Here is a 16,690-nt window from a genome sequence, read left to right as displayed (position 1 = left end):
GCGAAAGAAGCCGCCGTCATCCCGCGATCGCCGCGGCATGACTGCGGTGCCGCCACAGTGCCTGCAGTCCGCGCGCGGCGAGATCCTCGGAATGCCGCTGCACGCCGATGTCGAGCGCGGTCAGCGCGTGCGCGTAGGCGGCGAGCAGGCGTTCGCTGCCGACCAGATGGACCTGCGCCGGGCGCGGACCGTCCGCGGACGGCAGGGCGGCCTGCAGTTCGTGGCCGATCAGCAGGCCCGACAGGTAGGACGGCAGCGCGCTGTCGGCGAACTGCCCGGACAGGCCGGTGGTGCGCACGCCGAACAGGTGGTGCGGCAGCCCGCCCGGTTCGGCGCTGCGGCGCAGGCCGGCTTCGAAGGCGTAGGCATCGAAGCGGCTGTCGTCCTCCGGCATCAGCGCGCCGAGGATGCTGTGCCGGCGCAGCACGGCATACAGCTCGCCGGTCATCGCGGTGTGGATGCGCTCGATGCGTCCGTCGCGGATCGTCGCCCATTTGCTGTGGGTGCCGGGCAGGCAGGCCTGGTGGACGCCCGCGGGCAGCGCGTCGAGCAGCGCGGCCAGCTGCGTTTCCTCGCCGCGCATCACGTCCGGCACGGTGTCGGAGGCGGTATCGCGCAGGCCGGGCACGATCCACAGCTCGCGGCCGTCGAAGCCCGGCGGATGGAAGCGCTGCAGGTGCCGGGCGAGATCGTGCACGCCGGCGGGGCAGTCCAGGTAGGGCATCTCGTGCCAGCCGCCGCGGGCGCCGACCATGCCACACAGCAGGATGTGTTCGTCGTCCCAGCCGACGGTCTCCGCGGCGAGCACGGACGCAAAGTGGCCGGCGCTGGCCAGCGTGCCGCGGTCGCTGCGGCGGCGCTCGCGCAGCCGGCCGCCGGCGTCGAGCCGGTACAGGCGCAGGTTGGTGCTGCCCCAGTCGACCGCGATCATGACGTGCGGAACCGGGGTTCGGGCCGGCCGCTGCCGGCCGCCAGCGGCAGGGCGAAGACGCCGCCGGCCGTCGGCGCGCGCGCGAGCGCGTCCGCGTCCATCTCCTCGCGCGCGGTGGTCACGTACAGCGTATCGAAGCCGGCGCCGCCGATCGCGCAGCACGAAGGCATGCCCGCGGGAATGGCGACGACGCGGTCCACGCGCCCGTCCGGCGCGTAGCGCACCGCGCGCGCGCCGTCCCACTGCGCGTTCCAGACGAAGCCTTCGGCATCGACGGTCGAGCCGTCGGGCGCCTTGCCGCCCTCGACCTCGGCGAACACGCGCACGTTCGCGACCGCCGCGGCGTCGGGATCGTAGTCGCCGCACAGGATGCGCGGGGCCACGGTGTCGCAGAAGTAGAGCGTGCGCCCGTCCGGCGAGAAGCAGATCGAGTTCGGGATCGCGACCGGCGGCAACGGCAGCCGGCGCAGGCCGTGCGCGTGCGAGAACTGGTAGAAGCCGCCCAGCGGCGGCGCGGCGCCGGTTTCGTCCTTGGTGCCGAACACGAAGTTGCCGTGGCGGTCGCAGCGGCCGTCGTTGCTGCGTGTGTCGCGCCCGAGCTCCGGTTCGAGCGCGGCGAGCGTGCGCAGCGCGAGCGGCGCGCCCGCGCGCGGCGCCTGCGCGATGCGGATCGACTTGGCCAGCGCCAGCAGCAGGTCGCCGTCGTCGCACAGCGCCAGGCAGCCCAGCGGTTCGGGCAGGTCCCAGGAGTGCGTCGTGTGGCTGGCCGGCGCGTGCATCCACAGCCGGCTGGAGAGGATGTCGGTCCAGTACAGCCGCTGCGCGCGCTCGTCCCAGACGATGCCCTCGCCGAGCTGGCAGCGGCTGTCCACGGCCAGGGCCGCCGTCGCGATGGCGTCGCGGCCTGCGCTCACCGGCTCACCATTCCGCGACGCTGCCGTCGCCGTGGCGCCAGAGCGGGTTGCGCCAGCGCGGCGGCTCGCGGCCCGCGCGCGCGAGCAGTTCCTCGTCGATCTCCACGCCGAGGCCGGGCTTGGGCAGCGCGGCGATGCTGCCGGTGTCGTCGCAGCGGAAGTCGTCCTTGTTGTGCACGTAGTCGAGCAGGTCCGCGCCCTCGTTGTAGTGGATGCCGATGCTCTGTTCCTGCAGCATCGCATTCCAGCTGACGAAATCCACCTGCAGGCAGGCCGCCAGCGCCACCGGGCCGAGCGGGCAGTGCGGGGCGAGGCCGACGTCGTGGGCCTCGGCCATCGCCGCGATCTTCACGCATTCGGTGATGCCGCCGGCGTGCGACAGGTCCGGCTGCAGCAGCGCCAGCCCGCCGGCGGCGAGCACCGGCTTGAACTCCGCACGCGAGTACATGCGCTCGCCCGCGGCCAGCGGAATGGAGGTGGCGTCCGACAGCGGGCGGTAGTACTCCCACTGCTCGGGCAGCACCGGTTCCTCGACGAACAGCGGCCTGAACGGCGCCAGCTCGCGCAGCAGCACGCGCGCCATCGGCGCGCTGACGCGGCCGTGGAAGTCGATGCCGAAGTCGATCGCATCGCCCACCGCCTCGCGCACCGCGGCGACCTTGGCCACGGCGGCGTCGATCGCGCGCGGGCTGTCGATCAGCTTGAGTTCCTCGGTGCCGTTGAACTTGAAGGTGTCGAAGCCCTGCGCGCGGTAGGCCTGCATCTGCGCGACGATGTCGGCCGGGCGGTCGCCGCCGACCCAGCGATAGGTCTTCATGCGATCGCGCACCAGGCCGCCGAGCAGTTCGTACACGGGCACGCCCAGCGCCTTGCCCTTGATGTCCCACAGCGCCTGGTCGATGCCGGCGATCGCGCTCATCAGGATCGAGCCGCCGCGGTAGAAGCCGCCGCGGTACAGCACCTGCCACAGGTCGTTGATGCGCGATGGATCGCGACCGACGAGATAGTCGCCCAGTTCGTGCACGGCCGCCTCGACCGTCGCGGCGCGGCCCTCGATCACCGGTTCGCCCCAGCCGCTGATGCCGGCGTCGGTCTCGATCTTCAGGAACAGCCAGCGCGGCGGCGCGTGCCAGGTGGTCAGTCGCGTGATCTTCATGCGGCGTGCTCCAGCCACGCCTGGCGGAAGCGCCGCGCCTGCGCGCGCGTGTACTCGACCGGTTGCCCGGGGCGATAGAGCTCGCCGCCGATGCCGGCGCCCTGGCAGCCGGCATCGAGATAGACGGGCAGGGTTTCGGGGGTGATGCCGCCGACCGCGTACAGCGGCACCGGCGGCAGCACGCTGCGCAGCGCGCGCACCATCGCCGGGCCGTAGACCGAGGCCGGGAACAGCTTGAGCGACTGCGCGCCGGCCTCGAGCGCGTCGAAGGCCTCGCTGGCGGTGCCGAAGCCGGCCACGACCTGCAGGCCGCGTTCGACCGCGTGGCCGATCACCGCCGGACGCACGTTGGGCGTGACCGCGAGCGTGCCGCCCGCGGCCAGCAGCGCGTCGACGTGCGCGGCTTCGAGCACGGTGCCGGCGCCGATGGTCGCGTGCGCACCGCACTCGCGCACGGCGATCGCGACGCTGCGCGCCCAATCCGGCGAATTGGTCGGGATCTCGATCGTGTCGTAGCCCTCGTCCACCAGCGCGCCGACGTGCACAGCGATGTCGTCGGGCGTGATGCCGCGCAGGATGGCGATCAGGGGCAGGCGGAGGGGCGGGGGATGGCGGTCCATGTCGTCCTCTCGTGCGTCAGCGGTCGCGGCCGGTCGCCGTCCGCGCCGGGGGCCGGGCGGGTGCATGGGCGTGGCCATCGCCAGGCCGCGATCGCGTCATTCGAGTGTTCCTCCCGGTCCCTGTCCACATGGCTCGACGCGGCGCCCGCCTGTTCCGGCGGGTTGCCGCGTGCACGGAGATTGCCCGTCCGGGCCGCCTCCGCGAAAGCCGGGCATAGCCTCGCGTGGTGGTGGTATGTACGGCAAATGAAATTTTCGTCGTACGCTATTCCCCCAACGAATAGATCAACGACCGGGAGTTCGTCATGGTGCAAGCCGCCACGGGATGGTCCGCCGCGACGCGGCTCAAGACCCGGCACCTCGCCCTGCTGCTGCACCTGTACGAGCAGCGTTCGGTGCTGCGCGCGGCCGAGGCCGCGAACATGACCCAGCCGGCGGCCTCCAAGCTGCTGGCGGAAATGGAAGGCCTGCTCGGCGTGCCGCTGTTCGAGCGCCATGCCCGTGGCGTCGAACCGACCACCTTCGGCCTGGCGATGGTGCGGCGCGCGCGCTCGGCGCTGTCGGAGATCGAGCGCGCCCGCGAGGAGATCGCCGCGCTGCGCGAGGGGCGGCTGGGCCAGGTGTCGATCGGCACCGTGGTCAACCCGGGCACGACCCTGGTGCCGCAGGCCGTCGCCGCGGTGAAGCGGGACTTCCCGGGCCTCCTGGTCGAGGTCGAGATGGACTACAGCCGGCCGCTGGTCGCGCGCCTGCTCGACGGCCAGCTGGACATCGTCATCGGCCGCATCATGGGGCCCGAAGGCGCCGACGAACTGGAGTTCGAACCGCTCGCCGACGAACCGCACGCGGTCATCGCCCGCAGCGGGCATCCGCTGGCCGCGATGGAGACGGTGCGCCACGCCGACCTGCAGGACCACGGCTGGATCATGCCGCCCCGCGGCAGCGTGCTGCGCACGCGGCTGGACGCGGTGTTCCACCAGTACGGGCTGCGCTCGCCGCAGAACCTCGTGGAAACCTCGTCGCTGCCGGTCATCATCCACCTGCTGCGCCACAGCGACCTGCTCACCGCGCTGCCGACCGAGTCGGTGGCGCCTTACCTGCAGACCGCGCAGATGCAGGTCCTGCCGATCGACCTGGGCGTGCGCATGGAGTACTTCGGCATCATCCGCCGCCGCGACAAGACGCCGTCGCCGGGCGTGGCCCGCATGCTCGACACCCTGCGCGAGACCGCCCGCCGGATCTATCCGCCGCTGCCCGCGCCGAACGCGACGCGCGGCGGCTGACCGCTCCGCTCCGGCGGATTTCCTGTTCCTTAGGCCGTCCTCCCTGGCCCTGCCTTTTTCGGCTTCCTCCCGCATCGCACTCCGGAGCGTCCCCTCGTCTGAGCGAAGCACCTTTGCGCGTACGGTCGCGGAACGGCTCTTCGAGCCGGCGACCCAAGGTATTCCAGAAAAAAATAGACGAGAAGCAAAATTTCATTGGTCGAGCATTGCTCGACGCTCCTATGCTCCGCCGCAACCGTCGATGTCAAGCGCTGTCACCGCCCGGTTAGCGGTAACACGTTCCGCGGCCGAGGCGGCCAGAAACCAGTTCGATCCGCTTGTCATGTGTCCTTGGGAGGGGAACGCCATGTCAATGCTCCGCAACCGCCGACCAGCCGCTGGTCCGGCAGGCTCCGACGCCATCCGCACGCTCCGCCGCTCCGCCATCGCCCTGGGCGTCGCGGCCATGCTGCTCGGTACCGCCCACGCGCAGGAGGCCGATGCCACCCCCGCCGGCGAGGCCGCCACCGATCTCGACGCGGTCGTGGTCAAGGGCATCCGCGCGTCGGTCTACCGCGCCCAGGACATCAAGCGCGACGCCGACACCTTCGTCGATTCGGTCACCGCGCTCGACATCGGCGCGCTGCCTGACCGCAGCGTCACCGAGACCCTCTCGCGCATCCCCGGCATCACCATCGACCGCTTCCTGTCGGTCGGCGACCCCGAGCACTTCTCGGCCGAAGGCGCCGGCGTGGCCGTGCGCGGCCTGACCCAGGTGCGCTCCGAGCTCAACGGCCGCGACAGCTTCTCCGCTTCCGGCGGCCGCAGCCTCAGCTTCCAGGACGTGCCGTCGGAACTGATGGCCGGCGTCGACGTGTACAAGAACCAGACCGCCGCGATGATCGAGGGCGGTCTCGGCGGCACGGTCGACCTGCGCACCTTCATGCCCTTCGATTTCGAGGGCAGCAAGTTCGGCATGTCCTTCAGCGCCAACCGCGGCGACTTCGCCGACAAGCTCAAGCCCTCGGGCTCGATCCTGTACAGCAACCGCTGGAGCACCGATGCCGGCGACTTCGGCATCCTGGTCGACATCGCGCATTCGGAACTGGCCACGCGTACCGACGGCATGTTCGTGCGCCCGTTCTTCAACAACGCCAACGCCGATCTCGACGGCGACGGCAGCGGCGACCCGGTGTGGATCCCGCGCGGCGCCGACTGGCGCACGCTCGATTACGAGCGCGAACGCCAGGGCGCCTACGTGGCCCTGCAGTGGCGCCCGAACGACCGCGTCGAACTGTTCGCCACCGCGTTCCAGAGCAGCTACGACGAGCTGTGGTACGAGGACGCGATCTTCCTCGACAACGACCCGCTGCAGATGCGGCTCGACGCCAGCCAGCCCTACGAACTTGATGGCGACGTCTTCGTGTCCGGCCGCGTGGCCTCGAACGGCAACATCCCGATGGGCGCGGACATCCGCGCCTCGCATCGCCAATCCAAGACCCGGGACTTCTCGGCGGGCCTGAAGTGGCTGATCGGCGATCGCACCGAGTTCTCGACCGATCTCCAGTACATCAAGGCCGACACCCGGGCGCTGGACTCCACCGTCACGCTGGGCCTGAACGTTCCCTACATCGACATCGACGTCAGTGGCGGCCGGCCGGTGATCGGCGTCGACGAGTCCTTCACCGCGAACCTCGATAACTACTATTGGGCGTTCACGATGGACCACCAGGACGACAACGAGGCAGAGGAGATCGCCTGGCGCGCCGACCTCAAGCACAGCTTCGACAGCAACTTCTTCGATTCGGTCAAGTTCGGCGTGCGCGTGACCGACCGCGACGCGCACAGCATCGACACCGGCTACGACTGGCAGCCGGTGATCCAGCCGTGGATGCAATGGTGGGCGCTGCCGGGCGACCAGCCGCTGCCGGGCGTGAACCTCAACGACCAGGTCAATTCGAGCCTGGTCAACCTGACCACGTTCGAGAACTTCTACCGCGGCGACGCCAACACCCCCGGCGCGATCTACGCGCCGATCCTGGCGACCGCGCTCGGCTTCCCGAACAGCTACCAGGCCATCCACAGCGCCGCCGATCCGTACTACCTGTGCTGCTACGCCGGCGTCTACGCGCCGCGCAACCTGGCCGACCCGCAATGGGGCAACGAGCAGCGCGAGAAGACCTACGCCGCCTACGCGATGCTCAACTTCGCGGTCGACGACCTGCTGCTCGACGGCAACTTCGGCCTGCGCGTCGTCCGTACCGAGAACAGCGCGGCGGGCTACCTGGTCTACCCGAACCAGCCGTACGCCCCCTACCTGGGTGCGGGCGAGGCGGTGCCGGTGACGGCGGAGAATTCCTATACCGACATCCTGCCCAGCGCCAACCTGAAGTGGGAGTTCGCGGAGAACTGGGTCATGCGCTTCGCCGCATCGAAGGCGATCGCGAGGCCGAACTTCAGCGACATGCAGGCCTACCAGATGCTCAATGTGGGCACCCGGCCCGGCATCGATCCGCCGGACGATGGCAGCGCGCTGCCGGTGACCGACCTCGACCTGACGGGCAGTTCCTACGACAACCCGTACCTGGAGCCGATGAAGGCCAACCAGTTCGACCTGTCGCTGGAGTGGTACTTCGCGCCGGATCGTGGCGGCATGGCGTGGGTCAACCTCTTCTACAAGGACGTCAAGGACTACTTCCGTCGCCAGACCGAGCTGGTCGCCTATCCGGGCGCCGACGGCAACGAATACAACTACCTGATCACGCGCCCGGTGAACGTGGGGACCGCGAAGATCCAGGGCGCCGAGATCGGCTGGAACCAGTTCTTCGATTTCCTGCCTGCGCCGTTCGACGGCTTCGGCATGTCGGCCAACTACACCTACATCGACAGCTCGACCAGGGTGCCGAACAACATCGACGTGGCGCCTGTCGACACCGATGGTTCGCTGTTCGGAGACCTGCCGGCCGATGGCCTGTCGAAGAACGCCTACAACGTCGCCGCGTTCTATGAGAAGGGCCCGTGGCAGATCCGCCTGGCCTACAACTGGCGCAGCGAATACCTGCTCTCGGTCGGTCCCAATGGATACAACGGCAGCTACGACCCCGACGCCGATGCGGAGACCGACAACAACGTCAACTGGAAGCTGCCGGTCTACAGCGACAGCTTCGGCCAGCTCGACGGTTCGATCTTCTACCGGTTCTCCGACAACGTGCAGATCGGCCTGGAGATGAACAACCTCAACAACGCCGAGCAGCGCACGATCATGGACCAGAACGGGGCCGGCCGGCGCGTCACCTCGTGGTACGTGAACGACCGGCGCTACGCGGCGACGCTGCGCTTCACCTTCTGAGCCGCAGCGGCCGGCGCGGGACCGCTCGCGCGCCGGCACGCCACGCTCCGGGTTTCCGGGAATCGCTTCCAGCACTGGGCGATTCCCGCTTCTTTTCCGGCGCCGGCGCATGCCGGGGCCGTGCGCGCCGCCTTTCCCGCGGGGAGGCGGCGATGGCGGAAAGGTTTCATCTGACCGGATCGCGGCGTCGACGGAGGATGTCGTTGACGCCGCTCCAATGGTAGCGATACCTTTCCGTGCAGCGGCACAGATCGCACTGTGGTACGGGGGTGGCCGGGGGGCCGGCCGTGTTTTCTGCACGGACACGAGTCGCAAGGGGTCGTGGGCGTTCGCAGTCGGAGGGTTACGCAAATTTCGATCGGTTTCCGGCGCAGGCAGCCAGACGGCTGCACCGTCGGCGTTGCAGCGTTTTCCGGTGACCACAATCCATTTGTTCGATGCGCATCCTCGGGAGGGAAATCATGCGAACGCTCCATCACCACCGTCCGGCGGCCCGGACGGCAGGCTTCGATCCTGCACGCACGTTCCGGCGCAGCGCCATTGCCCTGGGCGTGGCCGCGATGCTGGCGGCGCCCGCCTGGGCGCAGGTCGCCAGCGACCCGGCGCCGTCCTCCACGGCGACCGACCCGACCGATTTCGACACCGTCGTGGTCAAGGGCGTGCGCGGCAGCGTGATGCGCGCGCAGGAGATCAAGCAGGAGGCGAGCCAGATCGTCGACTCGGTGACCGCCGAGGACATCGGCGCGCTGCCCGACCGCAGCGTCACCGAAACGCTCAAGCGCGTGTCCGGCGTGACCGTGACCAACTTCCTGGCGCGCGACGATCCCGACCACTTCTCGGCCGAAGGCAGCGGCGTGATGATCCGCGGCCTGACCCAGGTGCGCGGCGAGCTTAACGGCCGCGACGTGTTCAGCGCCAACGGCGGCCGCGGCCTGAGCTTCGAGGAAGTGCCGTCCGAGCTGATGGCCGGCGTGGACGTGTACAAGAACCCGTCGGCGGAAATCATCGAGGGCGGCCTCGGCGGCACGGTCAACCTGCGCACGCGCATGCCGTTCGACGAACCCGGCCGCAAGGTCGCCGCCAGCCTCGACTACAACCACGGCGACTTCGCCAAGCGCGGCAATCCTTCCGGGTCGATCCTGTTCAGCGATCGCTGGGAGACCGGCGCCGGCGAGTTCGGCTTCCTGGCCAACCTCTCGTACTCCGAGCTGGCCACGCGTTCGGACGGCATCCAGATCGAGGCCTTCCAGCGCCGCAACGACCCCGAACTTCTCGCGGGCACCGGCTTCGACTGGGTGACCATCCCCGGCGGCGTCAACTGGCGCACGCTCGATTTCGAGCGCGAGCGCCAGGGTATGGCGCTCGCGTTCCAGTGGCGGCCGAACGAGAACACGGAAATCTATACGCAGTTCCTGCGCTCGAAGTACAACATGCAGTGGCGCGAGCATTCGATGACGTTCGGCGACCAGCTGCAGGGCGCGGACGGCGCCTGGCGCGACAACGACATCCTGCCGGCGCCGGGCACGCAGTTCACCTACGACGCCAATGGCGTGTTCCAGAGCGGCCACGTGACCCGCAGGCGCAACGACATCGACTGGGTGAACCTCGACCCGGACGGCGAGATCGACTGGAGCCTGCCCTGGGAGGAAATCGAGCGGAACCTCCACATCACCTCGCTGTGCTGCGGCGTGAGGCCGTACAGCCTCGCCTTCCGCACCACCAACCGCCTGTCCAGGCAGGAGACGGTGACCAGCGACTGGTCGGCCGGCTTCCGCCACTTCATGACCGACAAGCTGGTCATGCGCGGTGATTTCCAGTACGTGGAATCGTCCAGCAAGCCGGTGGACTTCAGCGTCATCTCCAGCATCTTCCTCGGCGACATCTACGTGGACCTGACCGGCAAGTACCCGTCGCTGCAGCTGGCCGACGACGGGCAGCTGCAGGACCAGTCCCAGTATTCGTGGCTGGCGGCGATGGACAACCTGCAGGACAACCGCGGCAAGTCGCGCGCGGCCAGGCTGGACTTCGAGTACACCTTCGACGACGGCAGCTGGCTGCGCTTCGCCCGCTTCGGCGCGCGTGTCGCGTCGCGCAACCAGATCAACAAGGACAGCGGCTGGGACAACTGGAAGCCGATCAGCGCGACCTGGGCCACGCTCGACCCGGGTGCGACCGGTCAGTACGGGTCGTGGGACGGTGGCAACGAGCTGGCATGGCTCGACCGCTACCTGCCCCAGTATTCCGAGCTGTACACCATGGGCAACTTCTTCCGCGGACAGGTCAACGTGCCGGGCAACCTGTGGTACCCGACCAACGCGATCGTGGAGCTGTCCAACGCGGGCGCCGCCTTCCCGGGGCTGTACGCGGACCGCATGGCCGCCGGGCTCGACGGCTGGCTGCCGGCGGTGTTCAACCCGCAGGACACCAACTACCAGGACGAGCTCACCCAGGCCGCGTACGGCGTGCTGTACTTCGAGAACGACGGCGTCTTCGGCGGCAAGACCCTGGACGGCAACGTCGGCGTCCGCATCGTCAAGACCAGCACGCGCACCGACGGCTTCGGCCAGATCCCGGACCTGAGCGGCCAGGCCCGGTTGATCCAGGAGATCCGCGACCAGTACGACGGCAGCTACTTCGACATCCACAGTCGCGGCAGCTACACCGACGTGCTGCCCAGCCTGAACCTGCGCCTGCACCTGACCGACAAGCTGCAGTGGCGCTTCGCCGCGTCCAAGGCCATCGCGCGCCCCGACTTCCGGCAGATGACGGCGTGGCTGCCGCTGCGCGTCGGGATCAGCGACGAGTGCCAGCCGGAGTTGAACGACGACCAGCCCTGCGGCTACGAGTACCTGCAGGGTTACTCCGGCAGTGCCGGCAACCCCGAGCTGGAGCCGATGCGCGCCAACCAGTTCGACACCGCGCTGGAGTGGTACTTCGGGCCGGCGAACATGCTCTACGCGACCGTGTTCTACAAGGACGTCGAGGGCTACTTCGTCACCGAGACGCGGGACGAGGAGATCGGTGGCATCACCTGGGCGATCACCCGTCCGCACAACCTCGACACCGGCAGGATCCAGGGCTTCGAGGTGGGCTGGAACCAGTTCTTCGACTTCCTGCCCGGCTGGCTGAGCGGCTTCGGCGTGCAGGCCAACTACACCTACGTCGACAGCTCGGGCGGACGCAACACCAATCCCGATCCGACCGATCCCGAAGCCCGTCGCCCGCAGATCGACAACCTGCCGCTGGAAGGCCTGTCCAAGCGCGCCTACAACGTGGTGGGCGTCTACGAGAAGGGGCCGTGGTCGTTCCGCCTGGCGTACAACTGGCGCTCGCGCTACCTGCTGACCGCCAGCGAGACCAACCTGCAGCTGCCGATGTGGGCGGACGACTTCGGCCAGCTGGACGGGTCGTTCTTCTACAACATCAACGACAACATCCAGATCGGCATCCAGGCCAACAACCTGACCGACTCGATCACCAAGGTGCTGATGGGGCCGCGGCCGTATGCCGACGGCTACATCGACGAGACGCTGTACGCGCGTTCGTACTTCATGAACGACCGCCGCTATTCGGCGGTGCTGCGCGCGCGCTGGTAAGCCGGGGCGTGCGCAATGGGCGGGGATCGTGCGGCTTGCCGCGCGGTCCCCGCTTTTTTTCTCCCGAATGAGGGAGAAAGCCGGAGAAAACCGCCCTGTCATTTCGACCGCAGGGAGAAATCTCATGTCCGGCGCGAGGGAAGAAGATTTCTCCCTGCGGTCGAAATGACAGGCTTGTCCGGGATGGCTTTCCAGACCGCGGAGACTTCGCCGTCCGCCAGCGGATGGCGCAACGCAGCATTCCCCGGTGCTATACGTGTCAGGAATTTCTTCATTGGAACGGCATGTCTGCACCCCCTATCCTCGGAGGCTTGACCAGCTAGGGCGAGGGCGCTGGCCGATGAGGCTCCAGGCAGGGCGATCCGTGCGAGGCACGGACCGGTGTTCAAGGGCGTGGGCGTGGCTGCTGTTCGCCTGCGCCTGCCTCGCGTTATCCGCGTCGGCGCGGGACGCGGCCTATCAATGGCGCAACGTCGCCATCGGCGGCGGCGGCTTCGTCAGCGGGCTGGTGTTCCATCCCGCCGAGCCGGGCCTGCTGTATGCGCGCACCGACATCGGCGGCGCCTACCGACGGGAGGCCGATGGTCGCTGGACGCCGCTGCTCGACTGGATGGGCGCCGAGGACAAGGGCCGCTTCGGCGTCGAGAGCCTGGCGCTGGATCCGTCCGATCCCGATCGCGTCTACCTCGCGGTCGGCACCTACCTGCACGAGCGCGGGGACGATGGCGCGATCCTGCGTTCGAGCGATCGCGGCGCCACGTTCCAGCGCGCGGCGCTGCCGTTCAAGCTCGGCGGCAATGCGCAGGGGCGCGGCAACGGCGAACGCCTGGCGGTGGATCCCAACGACGGCCGCGTGCTGCTCTTCGGCACGCGCGCGAACGGCCTGTGGCGCAGCGACGACGGCGGCGCGCGCTGGCGCGAGCTGCCCGGCTTCCCGGCGGTCGCGAAGTCGCGCGCCGCCTGGGCTGCGGCCTGGCGCGAGGAGCAGCCGATCGGCATCGCCTTCGTCGTGTTCGAGCCCGGCAGCGGTGCGGCCGGCACGCCCTCGCGCACGATCTACGCCGGCGTGTCCACGAAGGAAGCGAGCGTCTACCGTTCCGACGACGGCGGCGCGAGCTGGCAGGCAGTGCCCGGGCAACCCGTGGGCCTGCGCCCGAGCCACATGGTGCGCGACGGGCGCGGACGCTGGCTGCTGAGCTACGGCGACGAGCCGGGTCCGAACCACATGGCCGACGGCGCGGTGTACCGCTTCGATCCCGCCGACGGCAGCTGGACCGACATCACGCCGCTGCCGCGCATCGCCGCGCAGGCCAGCGGCTTCGGCTGGGGTGCGGTGGCGGTCGACGCGCGCGATCCGGACGTGATCGTCGCCACCACCTTCCGCCGCTACGTGCCGCACGACGACCTCTACCGCAGCACCGACGGCGGCCGCACCTGGACGGCGACGTTCGCGCGTTCGGCCTTCGACCACTCGACCGCGCCGTGGACCCTCGATGCCAAGCCGCACTGGATGGCCGACGTCGAGATCGATCCGCACGATCCCGAGCGCATCTGGTTCGTCACCGGCTACGGCGTGTGGGCCTCGCGCAACGCGCGCGCGTTCGACGCCGGCGACACGCTGCAGTGGACGTTCGAGCAGCGCGGCTTCGAGGAAACCGTGCCGCTGGCGCTGCTGAGCCCGCCGCAGGGCGCGCACCTGGTAAGCGGGCTCGGCGACGTCGACGGCTTCGTGCACGACGCCCTCGACGCCTCGCAGCAGCGCTTTTCCGGCGTGCGCTTCTCCAACACCGAAAGCCTCGCCTTCGCCGGGCAGGCGCCGCAGCGCATGGTGCGCACCGGGTATTTCCACAACCGGCCCGAGGGCGCGGTGCGCGGCGCGTGGTCGGACGACGGCGGGCGCAGCTGGAGCGCGTTCGCGCAGGAGCCGCCCGAGGGCGACGGCGCGGGCCGCATCACCCTCGCCGCCGACGGCGAGCGCGCGATCTGGCAGCCGCGCGGCGGCGGCCACTGGCTCACCGCCGACATGGGCGGGCGCTGGCAGGCGGTGAAAGGGTTGCCGAAGGGCGCGGTGGTGGAAGCCGACCGGGTCGACGAGGCGGTGTACTACGGCTTCGACCCGATCGCCGGCAAGCTGTACGTGAGCGGCAACGGCGGCGTGTCCTTCGTGGAGGTGGACGCGCAGGTGGGCGAGGTCGGCGACTGGTTCCGCCCCGAGATCCGCCCGCACCCGCAGCGCACGGGCGAAGCCTGGATCACCGCGTCCTGGCGCGGCCTGCTGCACTGGTCGCCGGGCAAACTCGAACGCGTGCCGGGCGTGGACAACGCGCATTCGGTCGGGCTCGGCCGGCCGGCAAACGACGGCGATCCGCCGGTGCTGTTCGTCTACGGCGAGGTCAACGGCAGGCTCGGTCTGCACCGCTCGGACAATGGTGGCCGCCGCTGGACGCGCATCGACCATGATGCGCTGCGTTTTGGCGGCATCATGCGCCACGTGACGGGCGATCCCCGCCTGCATGGCCGCGTCTACTTCGGCACCGAGGGGCGCGGCATCTGGTATGGAGATCCGCGATGAGGCACGAACTGAAGCCCTGTCATTTCGAGTCGACCACCTGTCATTTCGAGCGCAGCGAGAAATCTTCCCTGAAAGGCGAGATTCCTCACTGCGTTCGGAATGACAAGTCCGAGGCTGTTGGAGGGTCTCTCAGGCCACTTCCCCGCACCGCCTCTGGCCTCGCCCTGCTCCTGCTGGCCGCCTCCGCGCAGGCGGTCGAGCTGCCGCGCGTGTTCGCCGACGGCATGGTGCTGCAGCGCGACCAGCCGATCCGGGTCTGGGGCCGCGCCGGGGCCGGCGCGCGCGTCACGGTCGCGCTCGCGGGTGATAGCGCTCACGCGCGGGCCGGGGCCGACGGCGCGTGGCGGGTCGAGCTGCCGCCGCGCAAGGCCGGCGGCCCCTACGCGATGCGGATCGACGACGGCCAGGCGCCGCGCGAGCTGCGCGACGTGCTGGTCGGCGACGTGTGGCTGGCCTCGGGCCAGTCGAACATGGAGTGGCCGATCTCGCAGTCGGCCGATGCCGAGGCCGAGATCGCGCGCGCCACCGATCCGCTGATCCGCCACTTCAAGGTCCCGAAGTCGTGGTCGGGCGCGCCGGAATGGCAGCTCGCCGGCGGCGACTGGGTCGCGTCCTCGCCGGCGGCGGCGGGCAGCTTCTCGGCTATCGCGCATTTCTTCGCGCGCGAACTGCGCGCATCCGAAGGCGTGCCGATCGGCATCATCGACAGCACCTGGGGCGGCAGCTCGATCGAGGCGTGGATGGACGCGGCCACGCAGGGCATCGACGGCGACGGCCTGGCCGAACTGGCGCGCCAGCTCAAGGCCGACGACGAGACCGCGCTCGCGCAGGCGCGCGCCAGGCTCGCGCGCTGGCAGCTGCCGGCCGACGACGCCGGCTGGCAGGCGGCGGGCTTCGACGATGCGCAGTGGGACACGCTGCCGGTGCCGGGCCTGTGGGAAGGCGCCGGCTGGAACGGCATGGACGGCGTGGCCTGGTACCGCACCACGTTCATGCTGTCGCCGGACGAAGCAGGGCGGGGCGTCGAACTCGGCGTCGGCCGCATCGACGATTCCGACACCACCTGGGTCAACGGCGTGCAGGTGGGCGCGACCCACATGCAGTACAACCAGCCGCGCCGCTATGCCGTGCCGGCCTCGGCGCTGCGCGCGGGTGCGAACGAGGTCGCGGTGCGCGTGACCGACACCGGCGGCGGTGGTGGCATCCACGGCCCGGACGACGGAGTTTTCGTGCAGCCGCAGGGCGGCGAACGCCGTCCGCTGGCCGGCGCGTGGAAATTCCGCCCCGCCAGCGTCAGCGCGCTCGCGCTCGACGACGACAAGAACCAGCGCGCCACGCTGCTCTACAACGCGATGATCCATCCGCTGCAGCCCTACGGCGTGCGCGGTGTGATCTGGTACCAGGGCGAGGCGAACGCGGGCAGCGTCGAACAGGCGCTGAAGTACCGCGAACAGTTCCCGGCGATGATCGGCCAGTGGCGCGCGCAGTGGAACTCGCCGCGGCTGCCGTTCCTGTGGGTGCAGCTGGCGAGCTGGCATTCCGGCGGCGACCGGGGCGATACCAGCCCGTGGTCGCTGCTGCGCGAATCGCAGAGCGCGACGCTGTCGCTGCCCGCGACTGGGGAAGTGGTGACGATCGACATCGGCGACGTCGACGACATCCACCCGAAGAACAAGCAGGACGTCGGCAAGCGGCTCGCGCTCGTGGCGCGGCACGTGGCTTACGGGGCGTCGCTGGTCCACGGCGGCCCCGTGTTCAAGGGCGCGGACTTTGACGACGGCGTGGCGACGCTCGCATTCGAGCCCGGCGGACTCGCCGCGCGCGATGGTGGAAGCCTGCGGGGATTCCGGCTGGCCGGCGCCGATCGTGTGTTCCATCCGGCTACCGCCACGATCGAAGACGGCAAGGTGCTCGTGCGCAGCGATGCGGTGCCGATCCCTGTCGCGGTGCGCTACGCCTGGAGCGACGCGCCGGTTGAGGCCAATCTTGTCGGCGGCAGCGGGCTGCCGGCGTCGCCGTTCCGGAGCGATGACTGGTGAACGGTACTGAGGACAAGCTGCGAATAGCGTTGAAGCAGCCTACGGCCACGGCTGGCCCATGCTTTTCTGCTTCTGCTTTTGCCGTTGCTCTTGATCTTCCTGCCCTTGATCTTTCGAGCCGTAGAGCGAGCCGAGCATCGCAGGGCAGCGGGACCGAAGAGCGGCCCATGTCTGAGCGCAGCGAGTTTGGGCCGCGTGCCCCGCTGACCGAGAAGCGCAGGGGACCGGGCCGGCGTAGCCGGGCCGGATCG

General features: G+C 69.6%; 9 protein-coding genes. 5 read left to right on the top strand and 4 right to left on the bottom strand.

All coding sequences use genetic code 11. From position 1 onward, the window contains the following. Positions 1 to 16: 16 nt before the first annotated feature. Genes FQY83_RS12445 through FQY83_RS12430 form a run of 4 tightly spaced genes read right to left on the bottom strand, consistent with a single transcriptional unit; the run spans position 17 to position 3,621 of the window. On the bottom strand, positions 17 to 931 hold the full coding sequence (locus FQY83_RS12445; RefSeq protein ID WP_146388281.1) for a 2-dehydro-3-deoxygalactonokinase: 915 nt from the start codon (positions 929 to 931) through the stop codon (positions 17 to 19). Then, positions 928 to 1,845: an SMP-30/gluconolactonase/LRE family protein gene (locus FQY83_RS12440; protein ID WP_238333493.1), complete on the bottom strand. Its 918-nt coding sequence runs from the start codon at positions 1,843 to 1,845 to the stop codon at positions 928 to 930. Before FQY83_RS12440 ends, FQY83_RS12445 begins: the two co-directional genes overlap by 4 nt. A gap of 4 nt (positions 1,846 to 1,849) precedes the next feature. Next, a complete protein-coding gene (gene dgoD / locus FQY83_RS12435) occupies positions 1,850 to 3,001 on the bottom strand; it encodes a galactonate dehydratase (RefSeq protein ID WP_146388280.1) in 1,152 nt (383 codons plus the stop codon). Further along, entirely contained in the window at positions 2,998 to 3,621 is a 624-nt protein-coding gene (locus tag FQY83_RS12430) for a 2-dehydro-3-deoxy-6-phosphogalactonate aldolase (RefSeq protein ID WP_146388279.1), read from the bottom strand. The genes dgoD and FQY83_RS12430 overlap by 4 nt, the downstream gene beginning before the upstream one ends. 305 nt (positions 3,622 to 3,926) lie before the next feature. Here FQY83_RS12430 and FQY83_RS12425 point away from each other — a divergent pair, with 305 nt between their 5' ends. The 5 genes from FQY83_RS12425 to FQY83_RS12405 all read left to right on the top strand — a co-directional run bounded on the left by FQY83_RS12425 (position 3,927) and on the right by FQY83_RS12405 (position 16,439). After that, entirely contained in the window at positions 3,927 to 4,904 is a 978-nt protein-coding gene (locus tag FQY83_RS12425; RefSeq protein WP_146388278.1) for a LysR substrate-binding domain-containing protein, read from the top strand. A gap of 445 nt (positions 4,905 to 5,349) precedes the next feature. Then, positions 5,350 to 8,232, top strand: a complete 2,883-nt coding sequence (locus FQY83_RS12420; protein WP_146388562.1) for a TonB-dependent receptor — start codon at positions 5,350 to 5,352, stop codon at positions 8,230 to 8,232. Positions 8,233 to 8,693: 461 nt separating this feature from the next. Further along, the gene (locus FQY83_RS12415; RefSeq protein ID WP_146388277.1) at positions 8,694 to 11,828 is read left to right on the top strand and encodes a TonB-dependent receptor; all 3,135 of its coding nucleotides are present in this window, start codon (positions 8,694 to 8,696) and stop codon (positions 11,826 to 11,828) included. A 340-nt stretch (positions 11,829 to 12,168) separates the two neighbouring features. Further along, positions 12,169 to 14,400 (top strand): WD40/YVTN/BNR-like repeat-containing protein, encoded by a 2,232-nt coding sequence (locus tag FQY83_RS12410; RefSeq protein ID WP_146388276.1) that lies wholly within the window; start codon positions 12,169 to 12,171, stop codon positions 14,398 to 14,400. Further along, the gene (locus FQY83_RS12405) at positions 14,397 to 16,439 is read left to right on the top strand and encodes a sialate O-acetylesterase (protein ID WP_146388275.1); all 2,043 of its coding nucleotides are present in this window, start codon (positions 14,397 to 14,399) and stop codon (positions 16,437 to 16,439) included. The genes FQY83_RS12410 and FQY83_RS12405 overlap by 4 nt, the downstream gene beginning before the upstream one ends. Positions 16,440 to 16,690: the final 251 nt, after the last annotated feature.

Source organism: Luteimonas marina (genome assembly GCF_007859325.1).
Taxonomy (GTDB): domain Bacteria; phylum Pseudomonadota; class Gammaproteobacteria; order Xanthomonadales; family Xanthomonadaceae; genus Luteimonas; species Luteimonas marina.
Note: the sequence above shows the minus strand (reverse complement) of the source record. Positions and strands in the feature narration are given on the sequence as shown.

What these genes read in the sequence shown, in the direction of transcription:
- FQY83_RS12445 (WP_146388281.1), bottom strand. Translation starts at nt 931, where the DNA reads ATGATCGCGGTCGACTGGGGCAGCACCAACCTGCGCCTGTACCGGCTC.
- dgoD (WP_146388280.1), bottom strand. Translation starts at nt 3,001, where the DNA reads ATGAAGATCACGCGACTGACCACCTGGCACGCGCCGCCGCGCTGGCTG.
- FQY83_RS12430 (WP_146388279.1), bottom strand. Translation starts at nt 3,621, where the DNA reads ATGGACCGCCATCCCCCGCCCCTCCGCCTGCCCCTGATCGCCATCCTG.
- FQY83_RS12425 (WP_146388278.1), top strand. Translation starts at nt 3,927, where the DNA reads ATGGTGCAAGCCGCCACGGGATGGTCCGCCGCGACGCGGCTCAAGACC.
- FQY83_RS12420 (WP_146388562.1), top strand. Translation starts at nt 5,350, where the DNA reads ATGCTGCTCGGTACCGCCCACGCGCAGGAGGCCGATGCCACCCCCGCC.
- FQY83_RS12415 (WP_146388277.1), top strand. Translation starts at nt 8,694, where the DNA reads ATGCGAACGCTCCATCACCACCGTCCGGCGGCCCGGACGGCAGGCTTC.
- FQY83_RS12410 (WP_146388276.1), top strand. Translation starts at nt 12,169, where the DNA reads ATGAGGCTCCAGGCAGGGCGATCCGTGCGAGGCACGGACCGGTGTTCA.
- FQY83_RS12405 (WP_146388275.1), top strand. Translation starts at nt 14,397, where the DNA reads ATGAGGCACGAACTGAAGCCCTGTCATTTCGAGTCGACCACCTGTCAT.